This window comes from Sphingomonas antarctica (assembly GCF_965137005.1).
Classification (GTDB): Bacteria; Pseudomonadota; Alphaproteobacteria; order Sphingomonadales; family Sphingomonadaceae; genus Sphingomonas_O; species Sphingomonas_O antarctica.
The window spans coordinates 195,268-207,775 of sequence record NZ_CBCRXM010000003.1; the positions used below are offsets into that span (position 1 = coordinate 195,268).

Consider the following 12,508-nt stretch of genomic DNA (forward strand, 5'->3'; position numbering starts at 1 on the left):
GGATACAGGTCAGGCGGAGCTAGGCGCTTTGCGAGCGGTCAGCGCGATAAGCAGTCCCGCGAAGGCGAGCACGCCACCGCCGACGGCGAGGATCGTCCAGTGATAGCCTTCGAATAATGTCGACAGGATCATCGCAAAAATCGGTGTGAGAATACCCGAATAGGCCGCCGGCCCGGGGCCGATCGCGCGGATCACGCTGAAATAGCAGATGAACGCGAGAGACGAGGCCAGCAGGCCGAGATGCGCGGTACCCAGCCAATAGGACAGGCGATGTTCGATCACCGGTGGGCCGACCGTGACCCATGCCAAAATCGCGTCGAACACTGCGCCCCAGACCATACCCCAGCCGATCAACGAGACGATCGGCAAGGCCTTCGCGCGATCCGTTGCCTGCATCACATTGGCGACCGAGGCGCACAGCACGCCGGCCATGGTCAGGCCGAGGCCGAGCCAGGTCTGCCCGCCCGACGAGCTGTCGCCGCGCGCCTCGTTGACGATGAGCAAGGCCACGCCCGCCAGCGCAACCAGCGATCCCAACAGGAAACGCGCCGACAATCGCTGGCCGAGGAAGATCGCCCCCAAAATCGAATTGGGAACGATCAGCAGCGCAAAGATCACCGCGACCAGCCCCGAAGTAATGTGCGCTTCTGCCCTGTAGACGAAGTTGAAGTTCATCACGAACAGGAACAGGCCGTAAGTCGCCGCGAACATCTGGCCCTGCCGCCCCAACCGCAACGGCGCGCGGGTGACGAGCGCGTAAGCGAACACGCCCAAGGCGGCGATGGTGAACCGGTAGGTAATCGACCAGCCCGGCGGGACCACGCCCAACTGATCGCGGATGACGATCCACGTCGATCCCCACACCAAAGTGGCGACGATGAAAGGGATGAAGACCCGGGGTGTGGCGAGGGTCTGTTGCGTCACAGCGCGGCGAGCGCGGCGTCGAGCGCGTCGATTTCACGCGCATCCTGATCCCAGGACACGACGAAGCGCACTTCGCCTTCGGCCCAGTCGTAAAATTGGAAGCCCTGCGCGCGCAGTTCGGTCGCCTCGCTGACGGTCATGCGGAGGAACAGTTCGTTGGCCTGCACCGGGAAGAGTAGGCGATTTGCCGCCGCCCGCGCCAGTCGCGCCGCGCCATCGTTGGCGGCACGACCGTTGGTGAGCCACAAATCGTCCTTCAACAACGCGAGCAACTGCGCGGCGAGGAAGCGGCCCTTGGAATTGAGATGCCCGGCGCGTTTGCGGCGGACGCGCACTTCCTCGGCGAGGTCGCGATCGAACAGGATCAGCGCTTCGCTCGACAGGCCGCCGTTTTTGACGAAACCGAAGCTGAGCGCATCGACGCCTGCACGCCATGTCAGGTCGGCGGGCGATGCGCTGGTGTGCACCACGGCATTGGCGAAGCGCGCGCCGTCCATGTGAAAGCGCAGGTTACGGGATTTGGCCAATTCGCCCAGTGATCCGACCTCGGATGCGGCGTAGCTGAGGCCATATTCGGTGGCGTTGGTGATCGATATTGCTGCCGCCTGCGTGCGGTGGACGTCGTTGGCGATCATGCCGAGCCGCGCTTCGACCAGGGCGGGCGTCAGTTTGGAGCCCGGCGCATCGACGGTGATCAGCTTGCCGCCGCCGCTGTAGAATTCGGGTGCGCCGGCTTCGTCTTGGTTGATGTGCGCGTCATTGGCGCAGAGCGTACCGCGAAATGGCGGGCAGAGCGTCGCGAGGGCGAGGCAGTTTGCGGCGGTTCCGGTCGCGATCCACAGCGCGCTGACTTGAGTTTCGAACACGTCGGAGAATGCCGCGTCGAGCCGCGCGGAAATCGCGTCGCCGTCATAAGCGATGTCGGAGGCGTTGGCAGCCACAACCGCCTCGAGCACCGCGGGGTGCACCGAGGCGGCATTGTCGGAGAAAAAGCGCATCGCCGCGCCATGCGTGGCGCGGCGTGCAGGGTCAATGTGAGACTAGGCTTTGCAGGCCTGGCTGGGCTTACCTGGGCGCTCGACGGTGATTGCCGAGCCGTTGCCAGAAACTGAATAGCCGCCTTCGGCGGTGAATGGCTTGCCAGCGGCTTCAGCCTTCAGTGCGGTCGGCATCGCGTTCTTGTCACCATCGCGCAACGTCGCTTGCGTGTCGCCTTCGAGGAACGCGACATAAATCACGCTGGCATCCTTGCAGCGATAGACCTTCTGGGTCTTGATCGGCGGGGGCATGTCGGCGACGACCTTTGCCTCTTCGGCAGCAGCGGCGGCGTTGGCGGCGGCCGCAGCGTTCGCCGCGTCCTGCTTGGCTGCGTTGTTGTTGCACGCGGAGAGCGCGACGAGCACCGCGGCAGCGGCGATGAGGGGGAGCTTGGTCATAGGTCCTCTGGAATTGTGCATCGCAGCGCAATCGTCAAGCGTCATTCGTGGAACTCTGCGATGTCGGGAATGCGTCCAAAGGCGATCGACGTGCCGACACGGTCGATCCGTCCGCCGGTCAGCGGCCCGAGCGACACCGCATTCTTGCCGAAGCGCGTGTTGATCCGGTCGAGCGCGAGGCTGAGCGAGGCAGTCCGGACCCCGCGCGCCAGTTCGTGATCGGGGGCAAGTTGCGCGAAGAGCGACCCCTGCCCGCCTTGCGCGGGGGACAAGTTGGTCAGTGCGACGCCGACCATGCGAAGTTTGAGCGGTTTCGGCGCCTCCGCCACCAGCCGCGGCCACAAGGCGTCGAGCTGGGCAATCACCTGAAAACTGTCGTCAGTGGCGGGCAGTTTGATCGAGCCGCGCCACTTGCCGCCGCCCTCCTCGAACCGCGCGTGGATCACCAGCAGCCGGGCGGTGACACCCTTGCGCCGGATCCGCGCGGTCGCCTTCATCGCCAGCCGACGCGCGGTGAGGCGCGCGGGCTCGGAGGCGCGGTGACGCGGGCTGAGCACGTGGCTGTGGCCGACCGAGCGCATTTCGCTGCGCTTTTCGGGCAGTTCGACGCCGTGCAGCGCGTACCACAAACGGTCGCCATCGCGCCCTCCATAGGCATGGCCCGCGTCCTTCGGCTTGCGCGCACAATATTGCTCGATGTCGTTGACGCCATCCTTGGCCATCCGCGCGGCCATTTTTGCGCCGATTCCGGCGATGGCGGTGAGGGGCAATGCGTAGAGGCGCTGTGGCAATTCTTCTGCACGAAGCACGACCAATCCATCGGGTTTCTGCATATCGGTGCCGAGTTTTGCCAACAGCCGGTTGGGCGCGATGCCGATCGAACAGCGCAGCCAATCGCCGACATTGTCGCGAATCCCCGCCTTGATGCGCAGGGCGAGCGCCTGTGCCGACGCCTCGTCATTCTCGTTATCGAGCAGGCGGCAGGCGACTTCGTCGATCGAACAAATCTTGGTCACGGGAATGTGGCGCTCGATCTCCGCTACGATGCGTTCGTGATAATCGACATAGAGTTCGTGACGCGGGTTCACGACGACGATGTCGGGGCAACGCGTCCGCGCTTCCCATACCGGCATCAGCGTGTTCACGCCGCGCGCCTTGGCCTCGTAGGACGCAGCGATGGCGACGGTGGTGTCGCGACCCCCCGGCGCGACGATGATCGGCTTGCCGCGCAATTCGGGCCGTTCCTGTTGTTCGACGCTCGCGAAATAGGCGTTCAGATCGAGGAACAGCCAGCGCAGCGGACGGGGCGGAAGGTCGGGCAAAGGTGACAAAGGTGACGCACCGTTGTCGCAAAAAACCCCTGGATCTTTGGTCACTGCGCAAACGCCAAGCCGCTTTGCCCCGTCGCAAGAATCATCGCGGCGAGAACATAACAGAAACCAACCAGAGTTGCGAGATTATTCCTTGTCGTGGATTTTCATCGTTCCGGCCGTGGCGCCGCCGCTGTCGGCGAGGGTCAGCGCGAAGTCGTCACCGTCCTTGGTCTTGCCGGTGAAGCCGTCGCCATCGGCGGTGACGCTGACGCCTTTTTCGGCAAATTGCTTCGCGTAATAATCCTTCACCGTTGCGACCGTGCCGGGCGATTTGAACCCGATCACGACATCCTGGTCGTTTACGTTGACGCTGCCGACACGGCTGTCGGGAAAGATCTTCACGCCGTCGATATCCATATCGCCGTGCATCCTCATCGTGCCGGGCAATTTGATATTGCCCTTCACGCCCGGCACCTGAAACGCCACCGCGCCATTGTCCGACGCGTTGAAGGTGACGGTCTTGTCGTCCTTGTTGGTCCGTTGGATGTCGCACGCGGCGAGCGGCAGGGCGGCGATCGTGACGAGAAGCAGTATGCGCATGGTCAGGCTCCGGACTGTGTTATATGGACAATACGGTCATGCGAGGATCGGCGCAAGCACCGACCAGCGCGCAGCCTTTTCGGCCAAGGGCAAAGTATAGGCGGGGCTGCTCGACGGCAGGTCGATCAGGGCGAGTGGCGAGTCGCCCAGCGCCAGGCGGCCGAGGCGCGCGGCGGTCTGGCCGTTAAAGGCGATGGCGCGCAGACCGGGCAAGCCGGCGATAAGCGCGGGGAGGTCGTTTGCCGTGGCGTGGCGAATTGCGGCATCGAGGCTACCCGTGCGGCGGGCATCCGCGACGACATCCCACAAACCGATTTTATGAGCGCGTAAGATTGTCAGGCGAGTTTCATAGTCGAGGGCGGCGAGGTTCATGTTCAACACCGCGCCGAGCAGCCGCCAAAACGCGTTTTGCGGGTGCGCATAATAGCGCTGCGCCGCGAGCGAGGCGTCTCCCGGCAGGCTGCCGAGGATCAACAGGCGCGTTTGCGTATCGACCACCGGTGGAAAGCTGCGCTTGATCATGCACTTACCTAACTGCCTTGCCCGCGCACCGTCGCGTGATAGGCAAAGTCCGTGATTATCGCCAACCCGCTCGCCCTGATCGGCAATACGCCCCTCGTGCGCCTCAACGGGCCAAGCGAGGCCACCGGCTGCGAAATCCTCGGCAAATGCGAATTCGCCAACCCCGGCGCGTCGATCAAGGACCGCGCCGCCTTGTTCATCGTCGAGGATGCCGAAGCGGCAGGAACGCTGAAACCCGGCGGGACAATCGTCGAGGGGACGGCGGGCAATACCGGCATCGGGCTGGCGCTGGTCGGCAATGCCAAGGGCTACAAGACGATCATCGTCATGCCCGAGACGCAGAGCCGCGAGAAGATGGACACGTTGCGGGCATTGGGCGCGGAATTGGTGACCGTTCCCGCCGCCGCCTATTCCAGCCCCTGCCATTTCGTACACCAGTCGCGGCGCATCGCCGAGGAAACGCCGGGCGCTCTGTGGGCCAACCAGTTCGATAACGTCGCCAATCGCCGCGCGCACATCGTCGGCACGGCGGAGGAAATCTGGGCGCAGACCGGCGGGCGGATCGATGGGTTTACCTGTTCGGTGGGGACTGGCGGGACGCTGGCGGGCGTCGGCATGGGTCTGAAGGCCAGGGACGAAACCATCACCATTGCGCTGACCGACCCGCATGGCGCGGCGCTGTACGATTATTATGCGTATGGCGAGTTGCACAGCGAGGGCAGTTCGGTGGCCGAAGGCATCGGTCAGGGGCGCATCACCGGCAACCTCGAAGGCGCACCGATCGACACGCAATATCGCGTGTCGGACGAGGAGGGGCTTGAACAGGTCGCCGCATTGCTGCGCGACGAGGGCCTGTGCCTTGGCCTGTCGAGCGGGATCAACGTCGCGGGGGCGATGCGCCTTGCCCGGGATCTGGGCCCGGGCAAGACGATCGTCACGATCCTGTGCGACACCGGCTTCCGCTATCTATCCAGCCTGTACAATGCCGACTGGCTGCGGGCGAAAGGGTTGCCGGTTTTCGACTGGCTGGATCAGGCCGACGGCGCGCGCGGTGCAGCGGCGGGTTGCGGCTGAGACGCGGGAGCGTTTGCCGACGGAAGCGGAGGTGCCACGCCGTTGGCGGCGGGCGGCGGCGGCGCACCGGCACCGGGCGGTGGGGGCGGCGGCCCGCCATCGGGACCACAGCGGCCATCGGGTCCATGACGCGGGCCATCGCGACCCGGGCCATCACGATCCGGACCACCGCGACCTTCACGTCCGGGACCGTCATGCGGACCGCGCGCCGGGCCGACCGGCGTGACGACGCCGGCCTGATCGGTCAGGAACGACGGGCGCAAACGGCCGTCGTCGACGCGACCCTGCACCGTCACGATACTGCCGACGGCAGGCGCGGCGGCGTTCGGATCGGCGGCGATCAGCGTGCGGCCGCTATTGTCCGCCAGCACGAAGTTGTTGCCGAAGTTTTCGGCAACGCGACCCCGGATCGCGACGATGCCCGACGCACCGGCCAGATTGGCGATCGGCTTGACCGTGGTCGGGGCCATTTCGATCGACGGGCGCTGAAGGTGCGCCACGCTGGCACCGGCGACGCCGCCGACGGCGAGCAAGCCAGCCGCCAGTGCCACTTTGGCCGAACCGGACAGTGTCGATAGTCTTTCGTTGATGTTCTTCATTTCATCCTCCTCAGTGGGGATCGATGAAGTACGACTCGGACCCGGCGGCCACGCTGAACCCCGCCGCTCATTTTCGGTTTAGCTAAAGGCGCGTAGCGGGGGGTATGCGCATCCTGCTGGTCGAAGACGATCCCGATCTGGGGCCCGCGCTGGCAAAGGCGCTGCGCGGGGAGAATTGCGCGGTCGATCTGGCGGCGGACGGCATCGACGCGGCGCATCTCGGCGATACCGAGACGTATGACGCGGCGGTCCTTGATCTGGGCATGCCGGGGATGGACGGGCTGGCGATTCTGAAAGCCTGGCGCGACGCGGGGCGGGCGCATCCGGTGCTGATCCTGACCGCGCGCGACGGCTGGTCGGACAAGGTCGCCGGGTTCAAGGCGGGGGCCGACGATTTCCTGACCAAGCCATTCCGCTTCGAGGAATTGTTGATGCGGTTGCGCGCGATCGTGCGGCGCGCGGCGGGACATGCGGCGGCATTGGTGGCCTGCGGGCCATTGTCGTTCGACAGTCAGTCGGGCGCGTTCGAACTCGATGGCTTTCCGTTGCGCCTGACCGCCCTGGAATGGCGTGTGCTGTCGACGCTGATGCTGTCCCGCGAGGTGGTGATCGAGCGGCTCGCGTTGATCGAGCGAGTGTATGAGGGCGACACCGACAATGATTCCAACACGCTCGACGTGATCATCGGACGGCTGCGCAAGAAGATCGGGGCCGATCTGATCGAAACGGTGCGCGGGCGCGGGTATCGTTTGACGGCGGGCCCGCAGTGAGGCGCTGGCTACCGCAATCGATCGCGGGGCGGATGCTGACCTTGTCGGCGCTGACCAGTCTGGTGGCGCTGGCTATTGCCGCTGCGGTGATCGGCGGCGTGCTGGAGCGGGTCGTAACGCAGGGCATCGACCGGCGGCTCGATGCGCAAATCGCGTTGATGGCGAGCAGTGTCGATGCGAACGGGACCATCGACATGCCGCGGCTGGCGGTCGTACGCGACGCCTTGTCCGCCGGGCGCGACTGGTCGTGGCAGATCAGCGCGCCGGAGCGGACCGTCGGACCCGCCGATTTCCCGCGGCTCGACCCCGAACTGCCCGGTCCGCCGATCGACGAGCGTCGGCGCCACGGTGGCGCGCAGCCGCGTGAAGGCCGCGATGCCGACGACGCGCCGGTGCACGCACGCGAGTTGATCCTGAAGACGACCGGCGGGGATGTGCGGCTGACCGCGAGTGCGCCGCGCGAGGTGATCCAGCGACCGATCCGCGCCGCGGCCATGCCGCTGATGCTGTTGCTCGCGGCGCTGTCGGCCGTGCTCGCTGTTACGGCAGCCGTCCAGGTGCGGCTGGGGCTTCGTCCCCTACGAGCGCTAAAAAGCGCTGTGGCCGAGGTACGTGCCGGACGGGCGGCGGCGGTGCCCGATGATCAGCCGCACGAACTCGCGCCGCTGGCCGGGGAACTCAATGCACTGGTTCGGGAGAATGACGCGGCGCTGGCGGCGGCGCGCGCGTCCGCCGCCAATCTGGCGCATGCACTGAAGACGCCGGTGGCGACGCTCGCGCTCGGATTGCGCGACGATCCCGGGGCGTCACGGCAGGTCGCGCGGATCGACGCGGTCATCCGCCATCATCTGTCGCGGACGCGCGATCGCGTGGCGGGCACTCGCAAAAGCACGGTGATCGCTCCGGCGATTGCCGATCTGGCGGCGACGCTCATGCGGTTGGCGGGCGAGCGCAAAGTGGCGATCGATGTCGTGATCGCGGCGGATTTGGCGGTGGCGATGGACCCGGCCGATTTCGACGAACTCTCAGGCAATCTGATCGACAATGCGGTGCGCCATGCCGTGTGCCGGGTGGTGGTGACGGGGATGCGCGTCGGGGGGATGGTGCATCTGGTCGTCGAGGATGACGGGCCGGGTATCCCCGAAGCGTCGCGCGCGCGGGCGTTGCAGGCCGGTGTCAGGCTCGACGAACGCGGCGAAGGTCATGGCTTCGGCCTGGCCATCGCGCGCGAGCTCGCGGCGCTTTATGGGGGCGAGTTGATCCTTGGTTCCGCTTCGTCGGGCGGACTGCGGGCCGAAGTGCGGTTGCCCGCGCGTGACGGTATCGCGACGTGACGATCGCAAGCATTGCCGCTGGTCGATTAGCTTTCTAGTCTGCCCATCGTGGCATCGAAACCCCCCGACGAACCGCAACGCAAGATGCAGCGATTGCGCGTGGGCATTACCGGGTTGGCGTTCGTCATCGTCCTGCTGGTCGTGTTCTTCGCGGTGATGGCCGGGGTGCAACGCAATGCGGTCGGCGAAAATCAGGCGACCGTGCAGAATGCGATGGGCAATGCGACCGACCCGATGGCGCAACTGGGTGTCGCCCCCGACGGGGCCACGAATTCGGCGGCCAAAAAATAGTCCCTCACCCGCTCGGCTTCGCCGAGTCGACCTCTCCCCGAGGGAGAGTATCTAGCGCGTGCGGACGTAGCGACCGGGGGCGTCCTCGATCGCTTTCAATTTGCCTTTGCCGGGAATGCGCGCAGCCTTGGCGGGGACTTCAGCATCGTCACGGTTGCGGATCCAGTCGATCCAGTTGGGCCACCAACTGCCCTTGTGCTCGGTCGCCCCATCGATAAAATCGTCGAGCGAGGTCAGTGCGGCGTCGTTGGTCCAATAGCCGTATTTGTTGGATGCGGGCGGATTGACCACGCCGGCGATGTGACCGCTGCCGGCGAGGAGAAATTTCACCGGCCCGGTAAAATGTTCGGTCAATTTCCACACGCTGGCGAGCGGGGCGATATGGTCTTCGCGGCCCGCCTGAACGAAGGCGGGCGTCATGACCTGCGACAAGTCGATCGGCACGCCAAGCGCGCTCATCGCACCGGGCTCGACCAGTTTGTTGTCGCGGTAAAGGTCGAGCAAATACGCCTTGTGCCATTTGGCGGGCAGATTGGTGACGTCGCCATTCCAGTGGAGCAGGTCGAACGCCGGATAGTCCTTGCCAAGCAAATAGTGGTTGGCGACCGGACCCCAGATCAGATCCTTGCCGCGCAATTGGTTGAACGCGGCGGCGAGATACCGCCCGTCGAGAAACCCTTCGCCCGACACCGCCTCGATCATCTGGAGGTAATTGTCGTCGATGAAATTGAGCAGTTCGCCCGCTTCGGAAAAGTCGACCTGCGCGGTGAAAAAGGTGGCGCTGGCGACCTTGGCCGCCTCGCCCTTCGCCGCCAGCACCGCGAGCGTCGCGGCGAGCGTGGTCCCCGCGACGCAATAGCCGATGGTGTGGACCGCGGGGACGTCCAGCACATCACGGATCGTGTCGACCGCCTCGATCTGCGCGGCGATATAATCGTCCCAGACGACATCCTTCATCGACGCGTCGGCGGACTTCCAGCTGACCACGAATACGCTCAGCCCCTGATCCACCGCCCAGCGGATGAAGCTTTTTTCGGGCGTCAGGTCGAGGATGTAGAAGCGGTTGATCCACGGCGGAAAGATGACCAGCGGCGTGGCCAGCACCGTTTCGGTGGTCGGGCTGTACTGGATCAGTTGGTATAGCGGAGTTTCATGAACGACCTTGCCGGGAGTCGTCGCGATGTTGCGACCGACCTCGAACGCCCCCTCCGCAACGTGGCTGAGCTGGCCCGCGCCGAAATCGCGCAACAAATGCTGAAAGCCGGTGGCGAGGCTCTGACCATTCGTTTCGATCGCCTTGTTCAGCGCGACCGGATTGGTGAACGGCGAGTTGGCGGGGGACATCGCCTCGACCAGCGAGCGCATCGCGAATTCGGCGCGCTGACGCTGGCTATCGTCGAGGCCGGGCAATTGCGCGACCGATTTCATCATCGCGTCGGCCATCAGCGAATAGCCCTGGCGCATCAGGTCGAACACCGGATGATCCCATTCGGGCGCGGCGAAACGCTTGTCCTTTGGATCGAGCGCACCCCGCCCCGCCGCAGCGACGGGCGCGAGGATCTGACCCCAGGCGTCGAGCACCGCCTGAAGGCCGTTCGCCAGCGGCATTGCGGGGTCCTGATCGGCCATGCGCTCTCCTCGTCGCCGCGAGTCAGGTCGCGGTCGGATAGTCGATATAGCCCTCCGGACCCTGCGAATACCATTGCGCCATGACATCGGGCGCGAGCGGCGTACCCGAGGCCAATCGCGCGGGCAGATCGGGGTTCGAAATGAACGGGCGGCCGAAACTGATCGCATCGGCGGCACCGCTGGCAATCGCCGTCTGGGCGGCCTCCAGCGTATAGTCCGAATTGAGGATCAGCGGCCCCTTGAAAACCTTGCGGATCGCCTGGCTGAGGCGCGGCACATCGGTGCGGCCGAACGTGCCATTCTCCCCAGGTTCGCGCAGTTCGAGATAGGCGATGCCGCGTGCGTCGAGCGCCGCGGCGGCGGCAGTGAACAGCGGCTCTGGATTGCTGTCGTCGACACCCTGGCTTTCGCCATTGGGCGACAGGCGAACGCCGACCTTGTCCGCCCCGGCCACCGCGACCAATGCGGACACGACCTGATCGAGCAAACGAATGCGGTTCGCGATCTCGCCACCATATTCGTCCGTCCGCTTGTTCGAACCATCGCGCAGGAACTGGTCGATCAGATAGCCGTTGGCGCTGTGCAACTGGATCCCGTCAAAGCCCGCAGCGAGGGCGTTTTTCGCGGCCTTGGTGTAATCTTCGACCAGCCGTGGCACTTCGCTCACTTCGAGCGGGCGAGCGACGTCATAGGGCAACCGCCCCTCATAAGTGTGCGCCTTGGTCGGCGCCTGAGTTGCCGAGGCCGAAACCGGGGGCTGATCGCCGAGAAAACTCGAATGGACGATACGGCCCATATGCCACAGCTGCGCTGCGATGCGCCCGCCCGCGGCGTGAACGGCGGCAGTGACGGGCTTCCAAGCCTCGACCTGCTCGTCGGTCCACAGGCCCGGCGCGAATGGCCAGCCAAGGCCCTCGCGGCTGATCCCCGTCGCCTCGCTGAGGATCAGTCCCGCGCCGGCGCGCTGCGCATAATAGGTCTGCATGATCTCGGTCGGGACATGCTCTTTCGTTGAGCGTCCGCGCGTCAGGGGTGCCATGATGATACGGTTCGGCGCGTCGATCGCGCCGAGTTTAATCGGGTCGAACAGGGTGGGCATCGGGTTCCTTTCGGGGTTGCCTCCGCTATGGGGACGCAGTGGCGACATCGGCAAGTCAAGAAACCCTTGGGGGGCATGAAGGCGCGCGCGCGATTGCCGCGTTGATCCTCGCCAATGCGCTGCTGGCCTTTGGTCCGGTGCTGGTGCGGCTGAGCGATGTCGGGCCGGTGGCGTCGGCATTCTGGCGCATGGCCATCGCCTTTCCGATCCTTGCCGGCGCGGCGGCGTGGTCGGGGCGCGGCAAGCCGAGCGGGTTCACGCCGGTCCTGATCCTGATCGTCGCGGCGTCAGGCCTGGTATTTGCGGGCGATCTCGCCAGTTGGCACCTCGGTATCGTGCGGACCAAGGTCGCCAACGCGACGTTGTTCGGCAATTCGGCGAGCCTGTTGTTCCCGATTTACGGCTTTCTGGCCGCCCGTGCCTGGCCGTCGCGGCGGCAGGGGCTAGCGCTGATCTTCGCCGCGCTGGGTGCGGCGGTGCTGATGGGGCGAAGCGCCGAACTCAGCCCCGAACACTTGGTGGGCGATTTGCTGAGCATGCTCGCGGGCATGTTTTACGCGATTTATTTCATCGCGATCGCCCGGGCGCGAGAAACCTTGTCGCCGTTGCCATTGCTGGCCGCATCGACGCTGGCGAGCGCGGTGCCGTTGCTGGCTCTGGCGCTGGCAATGGGCGAGACGATCGTGCCGACCAACTGGTGGCCGCTGGTCGCTTTGTCGTTCTGCAGCCAGATCGCGGGTCAGGGATTGATGACGCGCGCATTGGGCCGGACCAGTCCGCTGGTGATCGGGCTGACGCTGCTGACGCAGCCGGTGGTCGCGGCGATCGGCGGGTATTTCCTGTTCCACGAGACGCTGGGGCCGCTTGATCTGGTCGGTGCGGTGATGATCGCGGTGGCGCTGGTGCTGGTGCGGTGA

General features: G+C 65.4%; 14 protein-coding genes. 5 read left to right on the forward strand and 9 right to left on the reverse strand.

Features of this window, described 5'->3' with window-relative positions:
- Positions 1-9 precede the first annotated feature (9 nt).
- The 6 genes from ACM9ME_RS04755 to ACM9ME_RS04780 all read right to left on the reverse strand — a co-directional run bounded on the left by ACM9ME_RS04755 (position 10) and on the right by ACM9ME_RS04780 (position 4,795).
- Positions 10-924, reverse strand: a complete 915-nt coding sequence (locus tag ACM9ME_RS04755) for a DMT family transporter (protein ID WP_415642292.1) — start codon at positions 922-924, stop codon at positions 10-12.
- Positions 921-1,922, reverse strand: a complete 1,002-nt coding sequence (locus ACM9ME_RS04760; protein WP_415642293.1) for a threonine aldolase family protein — start codon at positions 1,920-1,922, stop codon at positions 921-923. The genes ACM9ME_RS04755 and ACM9ME_RS04760 overlap by 4 nt, the downstream gene beginning before the upstream one ends.
- Before the next feature lie 42 nt (positions 1,923-1,964).
- The gene (locus ACM9ME_RS04765) at positions 1,965-2,360 is read right to left on the reverse strand and encodes a hypothetical protein (protein ID WP_415642294.1); all 396 of its coding nucleotides are present in this window, start codon (positions 2,358-2,360) and stop codon (positions 1,965-1,967) included.
- A gap of 41 nt (positions 2,361-2,401) precedes the next feature.
- A complete protein-coding gene (locus ACM9ME_RS04770) occupies positions 2,402-3,736 on the reverse strand; it encodes a Y-family DNA polymerase (RefSeq protein WP_415642295.1) in 1,335 nt (444 codons plus the stop codon).
- 81 nt (positions 3,737-3,817) lie between these two features.
- A complete protein-coding gene (locus ACM9ME_RS04775; protein WP_415642296.1) occupies positions 3,818-4,273 on the reverse strand; it encodes a hypothetical protein in 456 nt (151 codons plus the stop codon).
- A gap of 36 nt (positions 4,274-4,309) precedes the next feature.
- Positions 4,310-4,795 carry a DNA-deoxyinosine glycosylase gene (locus ACM9ME_RS04780; protein ID WP_415642297.1) on the reverse strand — a complete coding sequence of 162 codons (486 nt, stop codon included), beginning with the start codon at positions 4,793-4,795 and terminating at the stop codon, positions 4,310-4,312.
- Between the two features lie 51 nt (positions 4,796-4,846).
- On the opposite strand from ACM9ME_RS04780, the gene ACM9ME_RS04785 reads away from it, so the two are divergent.
- Positions 4,847-5,869, forward strand: coding sequence for a cysteine synthase A (locus tag ACM9ME_RS04785; RefSeq protein WP_415642298.1), 1,023 nt, complete (start codon positions 4,847-4,849; stop codon positions 5,867-5,869).
- On the opposite strand, the gene ACM9ME_RS04790 is transcribed toward ACM9ME_RS04785, so the two are convergent.
- Positions 5,827-6,468 carry a hypothetical protein gene (locus ACM9ME_RS04790; protein WP_415642299.1) on the reverse strand — a complete coding sequence of 214 codons (642 nt, stop codon included), beginning with the start codon at positions 6,466-6,468 and terminating at the stop codon, positions 5,827-5,829. The two genes, ACM9ME_RS04785 and ACM9ME_RS04790, sit on opposite strands and share 43 nt — an antisense overlap.
- A gap of 104 nt (positions 6,469-6,572) precedes the next feature.
- Between ACM9ME_RS04790 and ACM9ME_RS04795 the strand changes: the two genes are divergently transcribed.
- From ACM9ME_RS04795 to ACM9ME_RS04805, 3 genes are read left to right on the forward strand one after another with little or no spacing between them, the layout of a single operon-like run.
- A complete protein-coding gene (locus tag ACM9ME_RS04795) occupies positions 6,573-7,238 on the forward strand; it encodes a response regulator transcription factor (protein WP_415642300.1) in 666 nt (221 codons plus the stop codon).
- On the forward strand, positions 7,235-8,572 hold the full coding sequence (locus ACM9ME_RS04800; protein ID WP_415642301.1) for an ATP-binding protein: 1,338 nt from the start codon (positions 7,235-7,237) through the stop codon (positions 8,570-8,572). Before ACM9ME_RS04795 ends, ACM9ME_RS04800 begins: the two co-directional genes overlap by 4 nt.
- Positions 8,573-8,620: 48 nt before the next feature.
- Positions 8,621-8,863, forward strand: a complete 243-nt coding sequence (locus ACM9ME_RS04805; protein ID WP_415642302.1) for a hypothetical protein — start codon at positions 8,621-8,623, stop codon at positions 8,861-8,863.
- A 51-nt stretch (positions 8,864-8,914) separates the two neighbouring features.
- Here the strand turns inward: ACM9ME_RS04805 and ACM9ME_RS04810 are convergent, their stop codons facing one another.
- Both ACM9ME_RS04810 and ACM9ME_RS04815 read right to left on the reverse strand, forming a co-directional pair.
- A complete protein-coding gene (locus ACM9ME_RS04810) occupies positions 8,915-10,492 on the reverse strand; it encodes a PHA/PHB synthase family protein (protein ID WP_415642303.1) in 1,578 nt (525 codons plus the stop codon).
- A gap of 22 nt (positions 10,493-10,514) precedes the next feature.
- On the reverse strand, positions 10,515-11,591 hold the full coding sequence (locus tag ACM9ME_RS04815) for an alkene reductase (protein ID WP_415642304.1): 1,077 nt from the start codon (positions 11,589-11,591) through the stop codon (positions 10,515-10,517).
- 38 nt (positions 11,592-11,629) lie between these two features.
- Here ACM9ME_RS04815 and ACM9ME_RS04820 point away from each other — a divergent pair, with 38 nt between their 5' ends.
- On the forward strand, positions 11,630-12,508 hold the full coding sequence (locus ACM9ME_RS04820; RefSeq protein ID WP_415642305.1) for a DMT family transporter: 879 nt from the start codon (positions 11,630-11,632) through the stop codon (positions 12,506-12,508).